Source organism: Segetibacter sp. (assembly GCF_025963695.1).
Lineage (GTDB): Bacteria > Bacteroidota > Bacteroidia > Chitinophagales > Chitinophagaceae > Segetibacter.
On sequence record NZ_JAOQAH010000033.1, the window covers coordinates 1 to 25214 of the forward strand.

General features: G+C 40.7%; 10 protein-coding genes. 4 read left to right on the forward strand and 6 right to left on the reverse strand.

All coding sequences use genetic code 11. From position 1 onward, the window contains the following. Positions 1-68: 68 nt before the first annotated feature. Both JWR87_RS05560 and JWR87_RS05565 read right to left on the reverse strand, forming a co-directional pair. Positions 69-278, reverse strand: a complete 210-nt coding sequence (locus tag JWR87_RS05560; protein WP_366090203.1) for an ATP-binding protein — start codon at positions 276-278, stop codon at positions 69-71. A 410-nt stretch (positions 279-688) separates the two neighbouring features. After that, positions 689-904, reverse strand: a complete 216-nt coding sequence (locus tag JWR87_RS05565; RefSeq protein WP_297816628.1) for a hypothetical protein — start codon at positions 902-904, stop codon at positions 689-691. Between the two features lie 278 nt (positions 905-1182). On the opposite strand from JWR87_RS05565, the gene JWR87_RS05570 reads away from it, so the two are divergent. The 4 genes from JWR87_RS05570 (at position 1183) to JWR87_RS05585 (ending at position 16678) form a co-directional block, all read left to right on the forward strand. After that, the gene (locus JWR87_RS05570) at positions 1183-3774 is read left to right on the forward strand and encodes a histidine kinase dimerization/phosphoacceptor domain -containing protein (RefSeq protein WP_297816631.1); all 2592 of its coding nucleotides are present in this window, start codon (positions 1183-1185) and stop codon (positions 3772-3774) included. Positions 3775-3860: 86 nt separating this feature from the next. Next, complete coding sequence (locus tag JWR87_RS05575) at positions 3861-4064, forward strand: hypothetical protein (protein WP_297816634.1); 204 nt, start codon at positions 3861-3863, stop codon at positions 4062-4064. Between the two features lie 151 nt (positions 4065-4215). Beyond that, the gene (locus JWR87_RS05580; protein WP_297816637.1) at positions 4216-4923 is read left to right on the forward strand and encodes a response regulator; all 708 of its coding nucleotides are present in this window, start codon (positions 4216-4218) and stop codon (positions 4921-4923) included. 451 nt (positions 4924-5374) lie between these two features. Then, positions 5375-16678: a LamG-like jellyroll fold domain-containing protein gene (locus tag JWR87_RS05585; protein ID WP_297816640.1), complete on the forward strand. Its 11304-nt coding sequence runs from the start codon at positions 5375-5377 to the stop codon at positions 16676-16678. Between the two features lie 505 nt (positions 16679-17183). On the opposite strand, the gene JWR87_RS05590 is transcribed toward JWR87_RS05585, so the two are convergent. The 4 genes from JWR87_RS05590 to JWR87_RS05605 form a co-directional block, all read right to left on the reverse strand. Next, entirely contained in the window at positions 17184-17900 is a 717-nt protein-coding gene (locus JWR87_RS05590; RefSeq protein WP_297816642.1) for an SGNH/GDSL hydrolase family protein, read from the reverse strand. 26 nt (positions 17901-17926) lie between these two features. Continuing rightward, positions 17927-20869: a glycosyl hydrolase gene (locus JWR87_RS05595; protein WP_297816645.1), complete on the reverse strand. Its 2943-nt coding sequence runs from the start codon at positions 20867-20869 to the stop codon at positions 17927-17929. Positions 20870-20900: 31 nt separating this feature from the next. Further along, positions 20901-23423 carry a hypothetical protein gene (locus JWR87_RS05600; protein ID WP_297816648.1) on the reverse strand — a complete coding sequence of 841 codons (2523 nt, stop codon included), beginning with the start codon at positions 23421-23423 and terminating at the stop codon, positions 20901-20903. Positions 23424-23769: 346 nt separating this feature from the next. Further along, a complete protein-coding gene (locus JWR87_RS05605) occupies positions 23770-25209 on the reverse strand; it encodes a RagB/SusD family nutrient uptake outer membrane protein (RefSeq protein WP_297816651.1) in 1440 nt (479 codons plus the stop codon). Positions 25210-25214 lie beyond the last annotated feature (5 nt).

Consider the following 25214-nt stretch of genomic DNA (forward strand, 5'->3'; position numbering starts at 1 on the left):
TGGTTAGTAGATGATCTAAAGTTATACGATAAAGACTCGTCACCGTCTTTACTTCCAACCTTTATTTCTCAATTATGTGCTTTAATAATATCGTAGCTTAAACTGAAACCAGACCCTATTCCATGCCCTGTTGGCTTAAATGTAAAGAATGGCTGAAAGATCTTATCTACAACTTTTTGAGGGATCCCATTTCCATTGTCTTTTACTACTATTTCTACTGTGTTGTTTGTTCTTTTTGTGCTAACTATAACTGCTGGCTCAAACGTTTCATTTAGTATTGATAATAGCCTGCTATCTTTTTGATGGTTTTATCCTTCCCTTTTTCAAAAACAATAAAATGACGGATAATGTCAAGCAGGTTTTCTTTGTGCAACATGCTCTTGAGCATCGCTCCATTTCTGGCTCTGTGTCTGTATCTATGATATGTTCTCCATCTGACAGGCGGGGCGCCATATTTCCGGCGAATATCTTCCCGCAATTGCTCGCCACTTCAATCACTGATATTAAAAGGGGGTTTAGCCATAATAAAATCAGCTTTCAAGTCTTTGTGGCGATCGTGTAAAAAAGGTATCACCCAATTCTGATGTTGTATCAATACCACGAATGGCAAGGTTCATTTTTTCAAGTCAAAAAGTAGTAGGGTTACTTTCCTGTCCGTAGATAGCAATATCACAGAGGCCGCCTCCAGTTATCCAACTAATTTTGTACATGCCGCCGCTGAAAAGTTTTCTTGTTTCATCGGTTGTTTCAATAAGATAGAGGTTGCTTCCAGTCTTTGAGATAACTCCCGCACCTCTTTTTCAAGAAAAGATATTTTGTTTACCTGATTTTGTAGTGCATCTATTCCTGTCTCAACTTTTCGCAATATTTCTGCATTGTCCGGCAGATGTTCTGCCTTTAACATTACAAATTGTTCCGGCTACAACTAAGAACCTGGAGTTGATTTATGGAAGCGAAATATATCAGCGATAATTGCGGACGCATAAAAACTCACGTAATAATTGTTAACTTTTTTAATTTAGCTTCACCCTCTCACTTCTATTCTTGCTTTATAAATTACATAGCTTCTTCTTATTAGCACCCCTTTTACTTTTTTGCAAAATAAACTTTGGGCAAAGGCCATTTGTAGATCGTAACAGCGACTATATTATTACCAAAAGGATACTGACAGTAGAAAACGGTTTGCCTGCTAATTCAGTGACTTGCGCTATCCAGGATAAGGACGGCTTTATGTGGTTTGGAACAGAAAAGGGATTGAGCAGGTATAATGGTAAAAATTTCACCAACTATTCAAAGGAAAAAAACGGTTTATCAGGAGATAAGATAATACAATTGTCGTTGGATGACTCCAACCGGCTGGTGATTGTTTCGGTTGATATGGTGACTTTTCTTGCCCAGGCAAACCTCATGGATTTAAGAACTTATACTATTAGCACTGCAAAAAGCACAAGTAACTTTGCCGTTTTAAAACCACTGTTGAATTGGAAAACAAATGAAAACAGTAATTTAAAATACCAGGAAAACAGCATTGCCTTATACCTGGAAAATAAAAGAATTGAGATTTATTCGAAAGAAGAACTATCAAATCTACCAACACTTGTTTTCTCGGGAAACTACTTTGATCAATATGGAAACAACTGGCTTTGCTCCAATTTTGGTGTTTTTGAAATCAGGTGCAAGAAAAATTTATTCGATAATTATTTTAACAGCAACCAGCCTACAAAACCTTTTAATAAGCAGGTAAGGAATATATATACGGAAGCTGATTTTAAAAACGAAAATGACAAATCGGATAAAAGAATTTATGCCTGCATGGGAAATAAGTTTTTAATTCAAAAAAATAATAAGGTTGAAACTGTAACGATTAAAGACTGCTTCGTTTACTCGCTGCTAAAAACGTCGGAAAAATTTTATGTTGGAGGGTCTGTACTACTTGTACTTGATTTGGAAAAGCTAGCGTTTGAGGGAGAGGCTAAGACCTTTGGCGGAGAAATATGGGCGCTGCACCCGGCCTCACCTCATACTATTTATGTTGGCACAAACGTGGGCATTTTTTTATACAACGACAGTACTCGTAAGTCTGAACAACTAAAAGCATCCCATTACAGTTTCCCATTAACCTCCATTGTATATCGGTTTGTGCAAACCCGGAAACATGGCTTAATTGTCGTTGCCCAAAATGGATTGTTTCAAATAAAGAACAACACGATTGTTGACTATTATGGTCCAGGTGCATTAGGTGCTGATCATAAGTTGCCCATTGATGATATTTATGACATGTACGAGGACAAGGAGGGTATTTGCTGGATCGCATCCAAAGGAAACGGCCTATATCGCTGGAACTGGGCTGCGGCAGATAAAAAAGGCGCATTGGAAAACTTTAGCTTGCAAGCCGGGTTGCCTTCTAATATTTTATGCAGGATAGAAGAAGATGATAATAATAACTTATGGGTTAGCACATACAATGGCCTGTTTAGTTTTAATAAAAAAAATAGACAGGTTTATAGTTTCAGCAAAGCTGATGGTATTATCAATAATGAGTTTGATCGGGCGTCTTCTTTTAAAGGTCCGGATGGCAGAATGTATTTTGGTACTATCAATGGATTAACAGCCTTCTACCCTGTGGAAGTTTTAAAGAGTGTTATAATAGACTCTGTTCCTTTCGAGGTAACCATGATCAATAAATATTCGGCTGCTAAAAATGATTTTGAGCCCTGCATAAATGAGTATAGAAGTAATAATAAAATAGTCATTCATCCCGGCGAAGGATTATTAACTGTTGAATTTTCATTGTTGGATTTCCAGGAGCGGCCGCAGGTGTATCAGTATAATATTCAGGGTTTACCAGGCAAATGGAAATTGGGGGAGGGTAACACGCTTAATATTAATAGCCTGTCTTACGGTGAATTTAATTTAAGAATACAAGCCCGGCTGGCCAATGGCCAGTGGAACCCGGTTGAGATTGAAATTGCCATTGTTGTATTGAAGCCGTATTATTTTAAGCCCTGGTTTATTATTTTATGCATCATTGCGTTAGCTGCCCTTACCCGGTGGTATATCACCTCGAAAACAAATAAGCTATTACGAAGTAAAATAAGGCTGGAGTCATTGGTACAAACCAGAACGAATAGTTTATCAAGGGCCCTGCATGATAAAGATCTATTAATAAAGGAAGTGCATCACCGGGTTAAAAATAACCTCCAGGTTATTATCAGTTTATTGAATCTTCAAAATGACAAGATTACTGATGATACCATGAAGTTATCTATCCTTGAAAGTCAATCAAGGATTGGCAGCATTGCATTAATTCACCAGAATTTATACCAACATGGTCAACTCGATGGCATCCGGTTCGATGAGTTTGTGATTAACCTGGGCAAACAGCTCGACGATTTTTATAAAGAACTACATCGCGAAATTCTTTTGGAAACCCATATTGTAAATACCTGCATTGATATTGATACTGCAGTGCCGCTAGGCTTAATTCTAAATGAGCTGTTCTCTAATACGTATAAACATGCATTCAAAAATACCTCCAATATTAAAGTCACTGTTTCCATGCAGGAAATAAGTAAAGGGGAGTATAATTTAATATTTCATGATAGTGGCCCCGGTCTTTCTGAGGAATTGCGTTTTAGTAATGCTCATACGCTTGGCATGGAATTGATCAGGGGCCTGGCCAAACAATTACATGGGAAAGCCAGTTATCAATATAAGGAAGGTGGCGAGTTTACTATATCTTTCAAGGATAGTTTAACACGAAAAAATGCCTGAAAAATAAAATAGCCTGTTAATCCCTGATTATGGTTGTTTCATCCCAAATAGTTATTTATACTGGTAAAATTCTTTTTATTTGAATTATGCCACTAATAAATATAGAGATGATGAAGACTTTTGACGCAGATGATGGGGTTGTAAGGTGCAGTGTGTGTAAAGCAGAAATGAAGCCGGCAGAAATCAGTTTAAAAGACCGCCTGGTCCGTTTATTAATGGGCAGAAGCACAACTATTATGCATTACCAATGCCCCGATTGTAAGAAGGAACTGATAACCATGGAAAAATAAAATACATCTGGATAATAAAACAATACTTACTGTCGCATAAATTTGAACATGGAAATTATTGGAGCCAAACTGCATTGCTACTATTCCACCTCGTTGCGTCGCACTCTTATACCTTTTGTACAATATGCCACCATGCACAAACCTGTGAGGAGTGCAGTATAAAATTGGTGTGGTAGAGGACGAAATGATAATAGCTAAATCTATCGTTAGCACTTTACTGGCCTTACAATATAAAGTAATAGAACCCGCCGCAAATTATAAGGAAGCGATAGAGATGATTGATACTGCGCAGCCGGATTTATTATTGCTCGATATTAACCTGGGTGGACAAAAGGATGGTATAGATGTGGCTATGTATGCAAGAGAAAATTGTTCGCTGCCCATCATCTTTCTTACCGCCAACAGCGACAAAGAAACCATACAAAGGGCTAAGATAGCAAAGCCCAATGCCTACCTGGTAAAGCCTTTTAACAAAGAAGATTTGTACACTTCTATTGAAATTGCCATAAATAATTTTAAGGATAACAAGCAGCCGGAAATCAATCAAAGCCTCACCATTCTTTTTAAAAATGGACATGATTTTGTTTCGGTTGAATGGAGTAAAATTACTTTCATCGAAAGCGAAACCAACTACCTTAAAATTCATATTGAAAACGAAAGGACGGTTATTACCCGCTCGACCTTAACCGAAATGCAAAAGATACTTCCATCTCAACATTTCACTCAAATCAGAAGAGGTATTATAGTCAATCATAGATACGTGAAAAAAATAGCATTCGACAGTATTGAACTTTTATCCTTTACGTTTAAGATTACTCCTGCCTCAAAAAAAGAATTGCTTGCAAAGCTGCATACCTGATTTGGTTCAATACTTTTTGCAAATAGAAAGGGTACCAAACTCAACGGTGTTTCGTGGCTAAATAAAGAACAAAAAGTACAAGTGAGTGACACAACGATGTTACATAGTAGTAACTCAGTTTAGGTCAAAATAACTTTCGAAATGGTCTAAACCAGAAAGCAGTACGGTTTGTTTTTTTAATGAATGTTCGTATCCCTGCGCTTGTAAAAGGCTGTTTATCACATATTTTGCCTGCTTCATCCCATATATTCTTCTGCTTGGTTTTTTAACTCTAGAATTACGTTGCAATTCGGTTTTTAACTCCGAAAATATTGTAACCATTATTCGTATCCGGTCGATTTTATCGAGCGATTTCTGCCTGCGCTTTAAATCGACTCGTATGCGTTAATTGTTTTTTTTAGTTAGATCCAAATTGTTTAAGCAATAGCCCACTCCTATAAATTACCCGGAAATGAAAAACAGCTGCAAGAGAAAATTGAAGTTTAGGTTGGTTTTTACCGTCCTTATTTTTGTAAGCATATCAAGCTTAAAGGCACAGCCAGCGGATTCGCGACCCATTATAAAATATCTCATAAACAATTACGCCAGTATTTCACAGGCAGCATGTAATACTTGCCCACTGATAGCCGGGAAGCCGTTACACCGATACAAACCTATTCCATTTCCACCCACCTCGGCCGTTAATGCTATACCCGGCTTTAATATAGACCAGGTTCCCGGCATTGCAGCTCCCAATTTTTTGGGTGGAGGTTCTCCTGAAATAAAAGGACTCGTTAAAGGCGTTGCAGGGATGACTGATAAGTATGCAAGATACTTTCGCCAAAAAACCGATAGCTTATATTTTAGAAGCGGGGCAAAAGGTGTGGCCGTTTCAAAATCCGGAACGATTTTTACCAGCTCCAGTACTATCTTCCCAGGTGTCGATTTCGATTTTCGTAATGCACGCAGCGGCATTTTCTCCTTTAATTCAACCCCCGAAAGACTACCGATATATAATTCCACTTCCAATACTAAGTTTAATCAAAGTCCAGCCAAACTATATTCAGGGGAGAATATGATCAATAATGAGGAAACAGAGGTCGCTTATTTTGCAGTGGACCCAAATAATGAAAAGATTATTTATGCCAGTTTGCGAAATCCGCTGGCGCCATCGGTGGTAAGTTTAGCCAGGAAAAATGCTGATGGAAAATGGGTGTTAATAAGGCCGTTGCCGTACGGTGTTTGGGGTGCCCTGACAGTAGACCATGATGGTAATTTATACATTGCTGATCCAAGAAATCATGTAATTGTAAAAGCTGAATTTGATAATAATGGCAAGTCGAAGAGCTGGAAAACTATTGCAGGAAAGTTTGGTACGCCCGGATTTGTGAATGATGGGGATGGCGAAGATGCCCGGTTTAATAAGCCCGGTGGTATTTGCGTAGACGAAGATGGCAATATATATGTGGGAGATGCCGGCAACAATGTGATCAGAAAAATTGACGATGATGGTGAAGTAACTACCTATGCGGGTAATAAAGAAGGCAAGGCAGGTAATGTTGATGATAAGGATTGGGAGGATGCAAAGTTTAATGGTCCCACTGCGCTGGCATACAATGAAATTACTAAAACACTTTATGTTGTTGATGCTAAGAACAATTTAATTCGGGAAATAAATGATGACAGAGCGGTTTCTACACTTGCCGGAAACGCCGGCTCCGCAAACCCGATTGCTGATCCAAAGGGTTTTGCCAATAATTTCTATTACATTCTGGCCAAGTTGAATATGGATCCTGATGAGGCAAAATTTGACAATCCAACTGGTATTGCGATTGACCCTTCCGGATTGGGTTTGTATGTAAGTGACGAGAATTATATTAAGTATGTAAATACCTCCGAAACAATTTTTAGGATTACCGCTGCTTTTGGTGACCCAAAAGCAAATGTGGCTGGGCTTCCTGTATTACCGCTCGGCATTTCAATGAACAAAAACAATGGATCTTTCTTTGGAATACCTATAGTGCCATGGGAACCTACCACCTACACCATTTCGGTAACCAATCATGTGGTAGCTAACAGTTTATTAGGTATAGTTCCCAGTGGAGTTATTACGTTTGAAGTGGTGGATTGTCCAGAGGTACCAGATACGATTATAGATAATAGAACCATCTCACTCAACCAACTACCTTTTACCTGGAATGGACAAGTATTGAAAGGTGCGGGAACCGCCACTGCGACCCTTCAAAGTTTGGATGGGTGCGATAGTTTGGTAAAGCTGAACTTATTGCTGAAGCCCGAATTTAATTATAACAGCGAACCCTACATTTTTAGCCTTGGACAACAAATAAACCCCATTGTACCTACCACAGCAGGTTCAAAAATTGACACATTTTCCATTAGCCCTGCACTTCCTGCTGGTCTTGCCTTAAATGCTCAAACGGGAGAGATTAGCGGCACGCCGCTTGCCTATGCTACCAGCCAGCTTCTGCCGGCAATAGGGCCAAAAACGGCGAACCAATATCCTGCCCCCTGGTCACTTAAAGCAGATAAAGGTGCGGATCTTACCCAGGTTAAAATATCGGATAGTAATCAGAAAGCCATTTTTGAAAACAACACTGCGTTTCAAAGCTTGCAGGGCAGTGGCGGCCTAGGCACCGGAACAAAAGGTGCCTATACCGATTTTAGTGGATTGGGTGCTATCAAAATGTTTTCCAATACCCACTATTCTGTCCGGTTGTCCAACACCCTCTCCTCGCAGAATACATATAGCTTACATACAAATATGGGGTTGTTGAATTTTATGAACTCCTATGCCGTGTATATCGATTATAACAGGGATGGAGATTTTGAGGATTCGGGTGAGCGGGTATATATTTCTGCAGCCCCGCAAAGAGATGCCCATGCCGAAGTTTTTAATTTAAACATTCCAGTTACGGCAACATCAGGTGTAACTAAAATGCGCATCTATTGCGTAGAAGGTGCCACGGCACCTGCCTCCTACGTTTTTTATGATGCTAATGGTAAGCCATATAGCATACGTAGAACGACAGAGCAAGCATTATCATTTTATCCATTTCTAAATAATATACAGGCTCTACTTCCAGAGCAAATATTTCACAGTAATTGGTTAGACTACGGTGAATTTGAAGATTATAATATTGAAATACAAAACCCCTTAACGCAATTGTATGTTATTACAGGCAGCAATAAGGTTGGCTCTGCCCAGTCCGGTATAAAGATGGCTGTCAACAAACCCAGCACCTCTTCCAGCAATGCAACCATCTGTTCAACTGAGCTTCCTTATACCTGGAATGGGCTAACCTTTTTGCAGGCGGGTACACAAACGGCTCATCTGATCAACATATATGGCGCAGATAGTGCAGCTACATTAATCCTCACGGTTAAACAAGCCACTTCATCTGTAATAGCTGTGGCAAACTGCGGGCCCTACACCTACCAGGGGCAGGTGTATACGGAGTCCGGCGATTACGTCGTTCATGTTATGAATACCGTAGGTTGTGATAGCGCCATCATTTTTAGATTCCGTCAGAAGTTCACTGCTTCGGTAATCAATGTTGAAATATTACCCAATCAACTGCCATATACCTGGAACGGTGTAACATTTACAACTGCTGGCACCAAATCTGCCAGGCTTACCAATGCAGAAGGGTGCGATAGTACGGCTACATTGGTGCTACGGGTACTCTACAATATTTATTATCCTGCTATCAATATTTTAGAAATCAATAAGCCGATGCAGGCCGTAAGCCCGCAGATAGAAGGCAATTATCCGGGGTATAATTCTTCTGATGGATACAATATTTCACCAGCCCTACCAAATGGGTTGCAGTTAAATCGCATTACCGGGGTTATTAGCGGAACGCCTACACAACTAAGTCCCTTGCAAACTTATACCGTCACACTATCGCAGGATGGTGCAAAACCTTCCACTTTTAAACTGTCAGTAGGGGTACCTTCGGCATCTACCACTACTATCAACAATTGTGGACCTTACACCTGGAATGGGGTTGTATATGACAAGGCAACTACTCTAACCTCTAGGTTTGTAAACCAGTATGGGTTTGATAGCACCGCTACCCTAATACTGTCCATTAGAAACCCATCTGCTACTATTACCCGCTTATTTGTAAATCAGTCCGAATTGCCCCTCACCTGGAACGGAATTAACATAACAAAAGAGGGCGATAAAACCATTTACCTGGTAAATGCTGCAGGCTGCGATAGTGCTGTAACGGTTAATGTAGTGGTGGGGCCAAAAGTGTTATATCAATCGCCCACGGTTTTGCTGGCAAATAAACCCATTGTGCCCATTGCTCCACAAAATACAGGAGGCCCCATTCCATCAGTTATTGGCAATGTTTCCACGCTTATCAAAACCAATTATTTGTCGCCTGTTTCCATTGCATTGGATGCACAGTATAATAGCTATGTGAGCGACGAGCTGCATGGGGTAATTTATAAAATCAATCGCAGAGGCATTGTATCTACAGTTGATGGTTTTGGTACTACCCAGGCATTGCTGGCAATAGATAAGGCAGGAAATATGTATGCTGCAGACCGGCTCAGCAATCGTATTGTAAAGAAAGATAGTGCAGGTATTGTTACTGTATTGGCAACTGCCAGTTCGCCCGGTGGCATTGCAATAGATAGTGCCGGCAATGTATATTTTAGCGAAGGCCGCTATCATCGCATTAGAAAAATAAGCGGCACCGGAACTGTTTCCACACTGGCGGGTGGCCCAACGGCGGGATATGCTAATGGCAATGGAACAGCAGCAAAATTTAATACGCCATCGGGGTTAAGTGTAGATAAAGCGGGCAATGTATATGTGGCAGATCTGCTGAATAACAGAATAAGAAAAATTACAGCTACAGGCGATGTTACAAGCTTTGCAGGTAATGGTGCTGCTACTTCGGTGGATGGCATAACTAGCAATGCTGGTTTTAATGCGCCTGGTGATATTGCAGCAGATAACCAGGGCAATAAATATGTGGTAGACAATGGCTCATCAAAAATCAGAAAGATAGATACGGCAGGAATGGTGAGTACACTGGCAGGTACTACTGCCGGCTACCTGGATGGCGCCGGCCCGCAAGCTAAATTTAATTCGCCCATCGGCATTACAACAGACTCACACGGCCAGGTATATGTGGCCGATAAGGCTAATGCGGCCATCAGGCAAATAAATGCCGTCAACTATACCATTCGGCCTTCATTGGTCAAAGGCCTTCTGTTTGATCACGCCACGGGTATTATCAGTGGTACGCCTACAGATACCCTGCTACAACCTGTTACTTATACCATTCATGGTTATAATAAAGCAGGCGCAGATAGTATCAAAATGGTACTTGCTGTTTGTAATCCGGTGGCTACATCCCTTACACTAGATACATGCGACCATTATGTATGGAATGATAGCACCTACCGCAGCAGCACAACCCATACCCGTTATTTAAAAAATAAGGGAGGTTGTGATAGTGTTGTTACGCTGCATCTTATTATAAGAAAAGGTTCTACAGGCCCTACCACCACCGCTACAGCGTGTGAAAGCTATGTTTGGAAAGGAGTAACTTATGATAAGACAGGTGTATATACCAAGATGTACCCCAATGCCGTTGGTTGTGACAGCACTATTTATCTTAACCTGACCATCAAAGCAATCTCTACCAATAACCTGTTTGTAGACATCAATCCGTTACAATTGCCCTATACTTGGAGAGGGAAAATTTTTACAGTTCCAGGTACCCAATCCATTGTTTTGCAAAACAGTGTAGGATGTGACAGTATACTTTCAATGACAGTCAGGATATCGAATCTGCTTCCTAATATTACTTATGCTGTAAAGGATACTATTTTGTATTGGGAAAAAAGAATTGAAGTGCCTATTGCTATGACCAATACCGGCACACCCGTACCCGCCACAAAAATAGCAGAAAGGGATACCCTGGTTAAATTTTCTCCATTGGCAATCAATGGCTATATACGTCATATCGTAAAAGGCCCCGATGGAAATTATTACGCCACAGCAGATAACAGCAATCAAATTTTTATTTTAAGTAAATCAAGGGGTTGGACTGTTTTTGCAGGAACTGGAGGTGGCGGATCAGTTGATGGCCCGAAAGCGACAGCGCAATTTGGACTACCAAGAGGGTTGGGTTTTGATTCTAATGGAAATCTATTTGTAGCTACTTACATGGATGGTAGACTTAGAAAAATTACACCTGATGGGTTAGTCAGCACAATAAACACATCGCCACGGGTATTAGGTACAGACCCAAATATTGCGTTTGCAGATATGTATGCTCCAAATGCTTTGTCAGTTGATGCTAATAATAATGTAATTGTTCAAAGTCAGCGAAGAATTACAAAGTTCAACTTTTCGACCAATCAGTTTCTGAAAATGGATATGGACTACACCCCTTATTTTAACGGGGGTGAATTAGACATGAAGACGGATACAAAAGGAAACATTTATATACTTCCTAATTCGGGTAGCAATATTGTGAAAATTAGGCCCAACGGACAAACGTCAAGTATTGGGCAACGGTCTTCAGCTTATAATTATTTCAAAGCGGGAAATGGACCAGATGCGTTTTTACCCTGGGTATCCCGTATGGCGATAGATCTTAGTAATGATAATTTGTATCTTATGGCATTCGGTCAACTCCTGAGAGTAGATACATCGGAAAATGTGAATGCAGTTACCGGCCGTTGGTTTACCCAAAACGATGACCAGATAATTAGCGCTGACAGCGGGCAAGTAGCTATCGTTAAAAATTTAAGCGGTATACTTTACAATGCGCATGTTTACGGCGTTGGTTCCCTTCCATTTATGGATAATTATGGCGGGAAAGAATTGCCTTACAATGGTCCCAAAATAGACTTCAACAGTTTTGACCAAAGAATACGCCTGGATAGTACCGGTGCCATTGTGGGTACACCCAGGGCAAATCAAATTATAAATGGCAATATTTATGCAGACAATAGATCCACAGGATATTCTATTGTAGCGGCCAACCATTATGGCGTCAGCAACTTTAATATGGTAATAACCAACAAGACCATTACAAATATTCCAGAGAACTTTGTAACGACAAGATTTCCTTTTTTATGGAGAGGCAGGTCGTTTAATGCGCCAACTGATACCGCTAATTATTTTGCTACGAACAAAACAGGGGCAAATGATACGTTGTACCATTTACATTTAGTGTATGAAGGGCCTCCAGAGCCCGGCATTACAGTAACAGGCAATTGTGCGGGGGGTGGAATTACCCTTTCCGCAAATAATGCAGCTAAAAATGCCATTAGTTTTGACGGAACCAATAGGGCTACTATTACAAATTTGAGGTATGGCATTGGTATTCCTTTTTTTTATACCAATCCCTACATTAAACCGAGTGGTGGTTACGGAATTAATCCCAGCTCAGCTTACGAAGTTTGGGTAAAGCCAACTTCCGTTAGTGGAACACAATATTTCTTCACCAGAGGAACGAATCAGTCTATCGGTACTTTTATTGGATTGTCTATTCAAAATGGAAAATTTGTGTATGAATTTACGCAGTCAAATCCGGTATTAGCGCCTTATAAACTTATCTCTAACAGTACTATATTACCGAATGTATGGACACATTTGGCAGCCTCTTATTATGATTCTGCACTACATGTTTTTATCAATGGGCAGTTAGAAGGTGCGCTCCAAACACCTAATTCGAATTTTGCTGCTATAGGTTATGATCCAGGTACTAACAGTAATCTTTATCCAGACTTTTTCCTTGGTGGATTAGGTGGTCAATTTGGGTTTGACGGGGAGATGGATGAATTACGGGTTTGGAATACAGTAAGAAATGCAACTGCCATTCAGGCAACCCTAAATACTTCGGTAGCTCCCATGAGTTCTGGATTGCATTTGTATTATAGGTTTGATGGAGATTTGAGTGATATTGCCGCCGATATTTCCTCATCGCACCGGGATGCCAGGTTCATAAAACCTGCCACTAGCGTATCTCCATCAAAGGCACCTATCAATTTCACCTCCTATAAATGGATGCCCGGCAGTGCTACTACAAAATCTATTGTAGTCAATCAGGCAAGCAACACCCTTTATACTTTAACGGTAACAGACTATAAAGGAACTGCAGGATCCGGTAGCTTGATGGTGTCCCCTCTTGCAAGCAATACCATAGAAACAATCCGTGTATGCGCCAGTTCCTATAATTGGCATGGTACCACCTACACGGCCTCTACCAGTACGCCTACCTGGAAAGGGCAGAATCAATTTGGATGCGACTCTATTGTAACCCTCCACCTTACGCTGAATTCGCTTCCAGCGCCGGTAATTACCGGGGCAAATAAAATTTGCATAGGAAGTACGGCAACGCTATCTGCCGCTGGCTTCACCTCCTATGTATGGTTGCCAAACGGTGAAACAACGGCTTCCATAACCGTACAGCCGAATACTACCAGTACTTATACACTTAAGGTAACAAATGCCAATGGATGCCAGGCTACCGTATCAAAGACGGTCGTGGTAAGTGTGCCGACTTCTTTTACAGAAAAGATTAGTGCCTGCGGTAGTTATACCTGGCATGGCACCAACTATATTAGCTCTAACAATACAGCAACATGGGTTGGGGTAAATGCAGCAGGTTGTGATTCATTGGTAACGTTAGACCTTCGCATCAACCCATTGCCTGCATCAGGAATCGTGTCTGCCAATGGGGAAGCCAATTGTTCGGGTAATCCGCTCCAAATTACCTCACGGGCATCCGGAAAGCAATTGCTGTTAGATGGAAACAGCCGGGTTGTAGCAGACGCCATGGGGGTTGCCCCATCAACTGGATTTACGCTGGAAGGCTGGGTGAATTTCTCAAGCATTGGTACCCCGCAAAGTATCATCAGCCAAACCATCGGCAGCACGCCTCTTCCATTTGATGCCGGGCTCAATGCAAATGGCACCGTAAGTTTTGCAGTAGGCAATGGGGTTAGTACAAGTACCATTAGTACGACTACAACCTTAACCGCTAAAAGCTGGCATCATGTGGCTTTTGTGTACAACAACAAAACTATATCTATCTATATTGATGGCGTTTCCAGCGCCAGCGGTGTCGCAATAGTACCTGTTGCCGGAAAGTTGAACAATTTCATGATAGGCAATAATCAAAGTTTATCAAAGCCTATGGTTGGCGCAGTAGATGAGATCAGGGTGTGGAATGTGGCTTTATCGCAAGTTGGGCTCTCGGGCAACATGAATTTATCTGTGAAGCCTGGCAGTAACGGCTTGGTGGCCTACTATAAATTTGATGAAGGGGATAGCGAGTTGCCGGTGAATACTGCCAATGGTGCAACTACAGCAACGATTGTTGGCAATGCCAAGCACAGCATCTCAACTGCACCCATGGTCTACCAATCATACACCTGGACAGGTGGTTTGACATCACCTGTGATTACTGCAGTTAATCCAGGCACACTTTACAATGTAATGGTTACGGATGTGAATGGATGCAGCGCTGCAGTATCCGGAAAAGCAGTGGCGTCAACACCCAGTACATTTACAGAAGTTGTAAAGGCTTGTGGCCCTTATACCTGGCATGGAGTAACCTACACCAGTTCAAACAGTACAGCCAAATGGACCACACAGAATGCAGCTGGTTGTGATTCTGTTGTAACGTTGAACCTCAACATTGGTACACCATCTGCTTCCACTGAAACGGCCGTTGCTTGTAATTATTTTATTTGGCATGGTAACACCTATACAAAATCTGTAACCAATGCTACCTGGCATACTGTAAATGCATCAGGCTGTGACTCTGTGGTTACGTTACAGCTGACTATTACTAATACTGTTGAACGTACGGATACGGTAACGGTGTGTGGGACCTATCGCTGGCACGATTCCACTTATACTGCTTCTACAAAAGCGCCCGTTTGGTATGGAATAAGTAAAAATGGTTGTGATTCAATTGTTCATTTAGATTTGACTATTGCAAATTTTCCAATGGCAAAAATTAACGCCATGAATAGGGCGGCCGATATATGCCAGGGAAAAGGCCTTGTATTGCACAACGCAAATCAAGCTTATACAAAATATGCAACCGGCGTAAATAGTTTCAGTTCCGAACTCACACAAAATGTGAACCGACAAGTTTTAGGCGCACCAAATACTTACCCCAATTATGGTGATTATGCTACGGCCTGGTCTACTAAAGACGATCAATTACGTCCGGAATTTATTGAGCTCACATTCGATAACCCGCAGCCGATCAATTTCATTGATATTTACGAAACCCTCAACAGTGGAACCATCGATACAGTGTATGTAAAAAATCCTGCAACCAATGGCTTTGAAGTTGTGTATAGTGGAACGGCGGAATTGTATAGCAAACCACTCATCAACAGGATCACATTCCCATTAACAGCTTATGCAGTGTCAACTATTCGCATTGCAATAAATTCAGTAGATGTGCCTGCACAAAAATCAATTGATGCGGTGTCAATTGGTATCGCCAACACGGATAAATACAAATGGTCTGACGGCAGTACCGCAGATACTTTAGATGTAAGCAAACCAGGAAAATATGTATTAACAGCCACGAACGAATTTGGATGTTCCGTATCAGATACAATCAATCTGGGGATTTTTGAACTACAACAGTCAACCGGCAGCATGGTGATTGCATCAGCAAATCGCACGGTTTCTAAAAACGTGGTTGTTGGAGCAAGTACCATTTTTGAAAAGGATTGCGAATTAATAGCTTCGCTGCAGCCAACAGGCGGCGCATTGGCGGTGAGCGGGGCGGTAACCGGTAAAGTATGGTTAGAGCCCACCATGCCATCGCTAAACGGACGTCCTTACCTAAAACGTCATTACGAGATAACTCCTCAAAATAATGCGGGCAACGCCACAGGCGTCATTACCCTGTATTATACCCAGGCCGACTTTGATGAATTGAACGCATCTCCCTTCAATGGCGGTCTGCCAACAGCACCGGATGATGAAGCCGGCAAGCAGCATTTTGCCATTTACCAATACAGCGGCATTAGCCGCGATGGTACCGGTTTGCCCGGTACCTACGCGCAGCCAGGTGTACTTATTACAGTGCCGGCCATTACGCTGGTTTGGGACGATGTAAACCGCTATTGGAAAGCCAGCTTTGCTACTACGGGCTTTGGCGGGTTCTTTGCCGGCAATAATGGAAACACCCCTTTGTCCATTAAAGACCTGTTATTATTTGGAGTTGTAAAAGCTGGCAATAGTGGAATCATCAACTGGCAGGTGATTGTCGGGCACCAGGTAAACAGCTTCGTGGTGGAGAAAAGTTATGATGGCAATCGCTTTACCCCCCTGGGAACAGTGGCAGGCAAAGCTGGCACCACCAACTACCAGGCTATAGACCAATCCCTGCAAACGGGCCTGCAATACTACCGGTTAAAGCTGCTGGAAAAAGATGGCAGCATTGTATACAGCGCTGTAAAAACATTGCAGGTAAACAGGAACGAGGTGTTTGTTGTTGCGCCGAACCCAACAAAGGGTAGATTTACAATAGACCTGCAAGTGGAAGGACAACTAAATGCAATGGCACAAATACAATTGCAGGATGTGGCCGGCAAAATCATATACACGCAAAAGGCCCATATGAATGCCGGTGTGCTGAACCAGTCTGTCAATATACCTGCATCAGCAGCCAACGGGATTTACCTGGTAAGGATTATAATAGAAGGCAAAACTTATCAGGCAAAATTAATGTTTGAAAAATAAACGGCGACAACGGCTGTAGTAGCGGGTGCATTCGAAATTGTCGCACCCGTTTTTGGGGACCAGCTTTAGTTTTTTATGGCTACATCGTTGTGTCACTCTCTTGTACAGGTAAATCTTTAGGCAACTTTTTGGGTCATACCACCTTCAAAACTTTTCGTAGGAAGGAGATGAAGAAACAGCAAAGTAGACACTTGAAGCCCTTCAAACCTTGCGCGACAATTTAAGCAAGTTGCAAAATGATAATCAAGTCTTGCTGCTAATCATGGGATAAAACCGGATGCAACAAATGGTTTTGTGCCAATGCGGTCCGAAAAAAGCATACCCATAATATCTATTTCCAATCCACTGCATTAAAAATTCTTCCACCCACTTTTTTCAACCTCTTTCTCGCAAACATCAACTTCTTCTTTGCTCAGCACAGCGTGTAAATATGACTTCATTTCCATTTTTCAAGTTTGCTAATTCTCCTTCTACATTAGATCCTAGTACGTTTTATAAAAAGAAATTAATTACGGAACCAGCTAAACAAAGCATCTGCTATTAATTGATGCCCTTTTTTATTTGGATGGTTAATATGAGACATGTAACCAGATATATCTCCTTCTTCCTTTTTTATTTTTTGGAACAGAGAAAATGAATCAGTAAGTCCAATATGGTATTTCATAGCTAATTCTCTAACCTGGCCAGCGTGCGCTTCAAGCTCGTTTCCTTTCGCGAGCATATCGGCCCTCTGATCAGGTGAGGGAGTCAGAAGGATGACCTTTATTTTTCTATCTATCGCTTCATGTATCATTTTTTCCCATGATTCTTTTGCCTTCGCTAAGCCAATACCGCGATCATTTAAAGCGTAGTCAATAAACAAAACATCGGGCTTTACCGCCAAAACATCGTCAAATCTCGCTTGCCCTTTGTCAGAATTTTCTCCGCCGATAGCTGTAACAATCATATTTACAACAGCATAAGGGTATTGTTCTTTTATCTTCTTAAATAACAAATAAGGATAAGACTCCAATGTATGAACTTCGTGGTTGTGCCAATACCCTGCAGGAACAGAGTGACCATGAAACACTAAGTTAATAGTTCGGTTTTTTGGCCATTGAACAGTTAATTCATGTTTGATGGAAGACAGATATTCAGTAGTATCTGCAATCTTATTGCTTTGCGCAGTTGATGTAGCGTTCATAAATAGCACGAGCAGGTTCAAAAGAAATAACTGTTTCATAAGGATAGTTATAAGTTCTAGATAAATTATTTAACCGTCTTTATTAATTGAATTGTTACAGGTCCCAACAATCCTGATACTACTAATGGACTAACAGCCCACTTCACTCCTCTTGAACTAATGGCAATATTGGTATTCGTAAATTTTTCGCCGGTAATGGCATCCCCCGTTAACCTGTTCGACCAAACATTTGCTACTTCAACTTTCAATTCGTTTTCTCCATTCCTTACCAGGCCGGTTACATTAAAGTTATAGGGTTGTGCCCAGGTAATGCCTAACCGTTCTCCATTCAACCAAACTTCTGCAACTTTAGAAATGTTACCGAGATCGAGATATAATTGATCCCCTTTATGAACGGTTGGATTATTATAATAGCTGAAAGTTTTTTGATAAGTAGCAGTGCCGGCGTAATATTTTATCCCTTTGTCCCCCGATTCGGTCCATGACATTAGTGTAGGAAAAGTTGCAGAATCAGGTGCACCCCACCCCTTTGTGAAACCTACTTTCCATGCGCCTTCAATCGATGCTATTTTAACCTTGTTTTGTATTTTTTTTGCTTCCCCCAGGCGGTATACCCCATCTCCCAGTAGCTGAATTCCGTTCTTGGTATATTTTATAAAAGGAGGATCACTTTCGTTTAGACTTAAAGAAATATAATGAGGTACAGGTCGTCCATTTTTAAATACAATAAAATAAGATCCGTAAGCAGGTAATGAAATCGGAATTTTAGTTTGTTGTTTGCCAGCGTCGTAAATGTTTATTGCTACTACTTCCCCAGTTACAGGATCCCATATTTCGGGTACTTTGTTTTGTTGCCTGAAAGCGCATAACCTCGAGATAGGTTTACCGGTGGTATTTCTAATGTAATAAACATCAACGTCGCCTTTGGTTGTATGTATGTAATCAATAACCGGCTTATCACTTCCACTATAATCCAAATCTGGCACTACACCGAGACCTTGAAGAATTTTCAAAGGTGACAAATTGGTAAATACTTTGCCTTTACCAATCAACTCTTTCTTAAAAGTACTGCGGGTGTTAGTCCACAACTGATTGGCAGTATTTTTAACTGCTTCATCCCCTTTTAATTGATGGATCAAGCCCACTGCCTTCGCAGGTTTCGTTCCGGTAATAATTGCTCCTGCTGCTGCAAGCTTCTGTATTTTTTTTAACACCTGCGGGTTCACTTCATCCATTCCTGCTAGTGACAGTATCCTAAACTTCGCGCCGTTTGGCAAAACCAATAATCCGTCTTTTACTAACAGTTGGTGCAACAAGACATCGGTATTAATTACTTCATAATCGTAGCCAGTACCAACTTTAAAAGACGTGTTTTTAGCTGTTACAGAATTAGGTACCTTATCTCCGTAGTAATAAACTACGTCTGCTACAAATTTCGTTTCCTGCAAAACGTATGATACTCTTGCCAGGTAATCATTAAACGGTCTCACTTTAGTCCACCAAACTCTTTTATCATTGAAGTGGGTTCCGGCATGATAAACGAACCCCGGGAAGCCGGCACCTTTAGGATTATGGCTAAAACCGTGAACAACTACTTTGTTCATCCCCTCGCAAAACGCCCTATCTGCTAAAGGCTTTAATTCAAACGGTCCTTCCTGCCAATGTTCGAAACTCGTAAATGATTCTTCTTCAACAATACCCCGATTGTAAATATGAGAGGCAGCAGCCACTTCTTTTACAACCTGCAAAACATCCACACTGTCTTTATTATAAATATGATGCTTGTTCCAAAATTCACCTCTCGGTATATCTAATGAACCGAGTGCTTTTAGCGGCTCGGCAGGAACATTATGCAGTGGTTGGCCGGGTCCGCCAGCTTCTGAATTAATCTTCAGCCCAAAACTGTTCGATACTTGCTTAGCCTTTCTGTAAAAATTATTAATCATTAACTCAGACAACGTTTTTTTCAGATCAGCCTGAAACCTGTCTGTTGTTTCTGTATCAAACAACTCCTTGTTAAACATTGCAGGGATCAGTTTATGAACATCATAGCCATGGTTCTTTCGGAATTCAACAGGTAAGGTAGAAGTCCAGACAGTTCCCGTTGCTTCATAGCTTGCCAGGTACAGGCTTTTAAGGGCAGTGTTATTGAAGTTACCTAATACACTTTTTAACCTATTAATGATATGCAGAAAATGGGCACGGGTAGCAGATGAATCAAAGTGATCAATGATCGGCCCTTTTGAATTTGGACTGGGGAGCTTTAACTGTTCCCCGGAGTTGGAGCTAACATATCTATAGATCTCCCATTCTCCATCCGGAAGCTTATAATCTACTATTTCAGTATTTGAATTAAAATACCTTGAAAGATTAATAATCTTACCGGTGTCAAGCGTATTGTTCTTAATACCTGCCGGAATAGCCAACACAGCTACTTCCTCGTAGTAGGCGGGCTTTCCATTTGCATTTGTAGGAATTAAATTATTGCCTTTATCATCACCCTTAAAAATTTTGGGGAACGGTAAATTAATTTTCTCTTTTGCCGGCCCCTTTACTTTTACCGTTGAAAAGTACAACGACTTGGCCGCATGCACCGGAAGAGTCCAACTTCCACCGGCATTCCAGCTACTGGCCATATTTAATCCAACCTCTAATTTTAACTTACCTGCCTCTTGTATTGCATACCTTATTGTTTCCAAAGACTCATCACCCATAAAAGCAGGACCGGCCGGTATCATTGTATCCCCTTTGGGTACGCCTATTTCGAAAATATCCATACCTGCAATTCCAGCATTTTTCATTGCAGTCAATTCCTCTAGTATCCTGCCCTTATCTACATAGCCGTTCAGCCACCACCAATACACTTTAGGTCGGGCTTTAGAAGGAGGATCTATAAAACCTCTTTTTAAAGAGTCATAGGTAGTTGAATTATTTATAGGTTTCCCCGTTTTCCAGGAAAACAAAAAACAGACAATGACCAATGAAGCAAAGAATGAAATCTTTTTCATGAACAGGCTGTGTAATCGTTAGAAATAAAAATTACCAGGCTACAGACACTCTGCCCGTAACCTTCTCAATTACATAATGGTTACCATATTTCTTATCGCCCGCTTTAAACGAAATACTACCGGTTTTCCAGGGATAGGTACTGTTTAAATACACCTTTAACTGTTCGGCAGTTATGTTGTCTTCGGGATAGATCCTTACAGTGGCATTATTTAAACCATCAATTTCAAGTCTTCTCCTGATATCTTTATCCCCCGAATAAATATCCTTACAAGAAACGATACCATCATTCTGCTCGATAAAGATCCTGCACTCCCTGTTCCAGGCAGTAGGTAATGAATAGGTTGAAAAACCTTTTTCAAATTTTGTTTGAAAACCATTTAATATAGGCGCTCCCTGTGGAAACTTAAACCGTTGCTTAACCGTCGTATTGGGAACATAACCGGAAAAGTAAAACGCGTTATTACTTCTGCTAACAGTAAGTACCGGGTTCTTAACAGAAGGATCCTGTTTATCAATATTATATTCAATACCAAACTCTTTTAAAATATAACGCAGGTACATTCCACCGGCAAACCATTTCTCAGGATCGTCCGGCGCTAATAATTTACCTCCTGTAAACCTGCTTGAATTAGTACCCCGCACATAACCAACCTTACCACCTTTCCATTCAGGTTTGGTTCTTACCCATACTACATCTCTTGCCTTGGTGTTCTGTAACATGGTTGATAAAATCTTGGTCGACTTATCTGCTTGTTCTTTCACTTTTGTTCTAACACCTCCGCCAGAAAAGAGTGAACGATGAAAAATTCTTGCAGGGTATTTCTTTTCTAAAATATCGTTTGAAAAGGTAGAATTCAGTTGAAATTCTCCTTCAAGTGGTTCAACGTTTTGCAGGTTTAATAACGATGCAAAGCCGGCACCTATATGATCAGCAGGACCATATACAATTAACTTTCCTCCATTCTGAACAAAGTTGATCAATTGCTTTTCGAACGCTGAACCTGCATCAGGAACAATGCACAACAGGATAGACTCATTGTATAAACCCGGCTTATTATTAAGCGACGTTTGAAACGACTTTGTAGATGTAATGGTGTTTAAAGGAAAGCCGTTGTTAATGGCTTGCCTGATCAACCAATCGCCGTAATAGATTTCGGGTAAACGTTCCTGCTGAGTATACGCCCAGTTATGATATTCGTCGAAAGGATACACCCAAACAAGTGGACCCGGCTGTGTTGGAAGATTATAGCGAGCCTTTAAAATATGAGGTATTACTTCATCAGGCACTTGGGCTGGCATATCGCCATAAGTATTATCAATCGTTAAAAAGTTCAGGTGTGTCGGCGGAGTTATTTCACCACGGTCATTTATTCTTGACACCGACATAGGAAGATAGATATCATGCGGTTCACTTCCGTACCGGTCTAACCAGGGGCTGTTTACCCACCATGGATCGTGTGTATAATACCTGAACAAATACCGGTTGTCGGGGATCTCTGAAATACGAGACATGTAACCTACCATTTCCAATCCAAAGTCTCCATCTAACGCAGCCCACGGAGAATTAGGAGGCGGCAGTATATTAAAGTTGCCTCCGTAAATGTTTTTTAAATCAACTCCATCTCTTGCAAGGTCAATACCTGCTGAAAGGTTAGTGCCCCTTGTTTGTATTTCATATGAAGGACATTCTTTACGATATAACTTCCAGAAATCAGCGATGAGTAAGCGCGTTTCAGACATTTTATTCTTAATGAAATCTGTACCGGTAAAAATGGCTCCTGTTGAGTTCCACCCTTCTACACCAAATCCAAAACCATTGCTAAACCATATATAATCATATCCAAGGTCTTTTAAGAAATGCTCGCTCTGTCTGCCAAAAAAAGTTCCAAAATGCGTATTAGCAGGGATGCCTGTCGGATACCCGGCATATTTATGAGTATCAGCATTTAAAACAGAATAACAACTTACAAAAGACTTCTCTCCCATTGCATTGCCCCCTAAAATTTCCCTGTGTCTTTTATACTTAAAATCCGACTTTGCAAACTCTGGCCCCGGGTCGAAAGTTGCACCTACCCTTATTACCTTGCCTGTCATCTTACTTCCAGTTTCTTTGAGCGTTTGAACGATAAATTTCAAATCTTCATAAGTAAACTTTGGAGGGTTCTCCAGGTATTCATACGCCCTTTCATGTAGCGATAGTTCTTTGGGACCTGAGCCTACTTCATGGTTTGTATTTGGGTTGCCCATATACTTTGCCCATTCTAATGGTTGGTTAAGGCTTCCACTATAATCAAGTATCTCAGAACCATCAGCCGTCCAAAGCATAATAGACACGGTATCGGTATGCCTCAGCAACGATTGCCATTGCAAAAACATTTCAGCCGCAACCTTCCTTATGTATTCCTTATCATTCTTTTTAAAAGGCTTTAAAGATGATTCAAGGGAGATATTATAAAAGTTCTTTCCTTTAACTGCTACATCATTTATTTGGGCTGACGTAGTCTTCCATACAGCCATTTGCACTAAGAAGAAAACAACTAAAAATTTTTTCATTGGTTATGCTTATTTCCTTTTAAAATAACAATAAAGAGTTCACGAACACTATTGCCTTACCGCGCTTTTTGCTGAATAGAAAATGGTTTGTACAAGTGAGTGACACAACGATGTACAATTGAAAAACAAAGGCTGGTAACAAAAAGATGCTTTAATAAAAGACATTGATATAGAACCGGCGCCTGAATAGTTATAGCTAAATAAGAATATTTTTTTGCTTACCAGCTAAGTAACAACAGTCAACATCGTTGTGTCACTCACTTCAACTTATAGACTTTCTATTCAGCTTTACTATCCCTTTCCAGCAACAAAAAAAGCGTTTTAGCACCTAAGCTTGTTGCCCCAATTAATAACCCGGGTTTTGAGTTACTTTAGGGTTTAAATCAAGCTCCCCCTGTGGAATAGGAAATACAAGCTCATGTTCTTCAACAGAAAAATTCTGATTTTGCCTTTGGTAATGTGCATTTAAAACTGCACGTACCCTTCCTGTACGTACCAGGTCAAACCAACGATGCCCCTCGTACAAAAACTCTACTCTTCTTTCTTTTTCAATTTCCAGCCGCAGGGCTTCTTTACTAAGTCCGGATAGGTTTGTAGTTATACCAGCCCTGTTTCTGACAGCGTTCATATATTGAAATGCTTCGCCTGTCTTACCTTGTTCGTTTAGCGCTTCAGCATACATCAGTAATACGTCTGCATAGCGCAGAACAGTAAAAGTTACGCTACCATCTGTAACATCAACGGCCCTAAAATCAACAAACTTTAAACCATACCGGTTATAGGCTTTTGTACCATTTATTAATAGAACGGAATCGTTTACAGAAGCGGCTTTTCTATTATCGTTTGGCTGGTATGCATTCATCAAATCCAATGTAGGAACTATTCTTCCTGCCCCTTGTTGGTTGTTTTGAAAAATAGCCATACTTGTAATAGCGGGAGTAAATACATAAGAATAATTATTACCCATAGTTCTGCCGGACAAATATTGAATTTCCAGTATTGACTCTGCGAGATTATTATTTGGAGTAGTGAATAAACTTTTATAATTATTGACTAAAGAATACTGCCTGGCATCTACTACTTCTTTTAGCTTCTCAGCAGCTTTATCATAATTTAATTGGGTTAAATATACTTTTGCAAGTAATGTTTTAATAGTACCAATAGACGCTCTTGATTTATCAGAATTAACCGTAACAGGCAACAAAGTTTCTGCATCAGTAAGATCTTTTAATATAACCTCGTACACTTTCTCTTTTGGCTGCAATGAAAGATCGGCTGACAATATTTGTTCAGGACTTTTAAACTCCTGGTCGGTTATCGGCACTCTTCCAAATAACCTTACCAAATGGAAGTAGCTATAGGCTCTTAAGAACTTTGTTTCGCCCTTAATCCTGTTTTTAGTGTTAGCATCAAAAGCGATTAGATCAATCCTGTTGAGAATCACATTACATCTTGCGATAGTTGCCAAACAAGTACCCCAGGCAGCACTTACGTAAGCATTGGTAGCAGTAACAGCATTCTGGTCAACCTGCATTTCGCTTATTGAAGGAGAAGACCATTGGATCTCTGTATTGTCCGTTGACAATTCTCCTAAGTATACCATGTTACTTGAGTTATAAAGTCCACGGAACGTTCCATAGATTCCAATAAGGGCACTCTCAAAATCGTTGCTGTTACGATAAAAGTTCTCGGTGGCGATTTGTGATTGTGGTGTTAATTCAAGGTACTTCTTACACGAAGTTGAAGCAACCATTGCCAACATTATGATTACAATATATTTTTTCATGACTA